The 305-nt window shown below is 35.4% G+C and carries 1 pseudogene; it reads left to right on the top strand.

Annotated features, from left to right (window positions below):
• Positions 1-76: 76 nt before the first annotated feature.
• Positions 77-305 (top strand): annotated as a pseudogene (locus R5R67_RS19685) (IS3 family transposase); the annotation flags it as partial.

Raw genomic sequence — 305 nt, 5'->3', positions numbered from 1 at the left:
AGAGGTGGATCAGGAAATTTGAACAACACTTATAAGTGATATTTTGCTCCCCAAATGATGTTATAAACATCAATATATGGAGTATTTTATGGCACGTAGACCAAGAAGAAATCATTCAAATGATTTTAAAGCTAAGGTAGCACTTGCTGCGATTAAAGCAGAAAAAACACTTGCTGAATTGAGTGCTGAATTTGATGTTCATCAAAACCAAATTATCGACTGGAAAAATCAACTGATTTCAGCTTCCTCGCAAGCTTTCGATCAATCAAAAGCTCCAACAGAACCACCCATCGATCTAAAAAAAC

Source organism: Acinetobacter sp. OYA S30, from assembly GCF_033599315.1.
GTDB lineage: Bacteria > Pseudomonadota > Gammaproteobacteria > Pseudomonadales > Moraxellaceae > Acinetobacter > Acinetobacter baumannii.
This window is presented reverse-complemented; position numbering and strand designations above follow the sequence as displayed.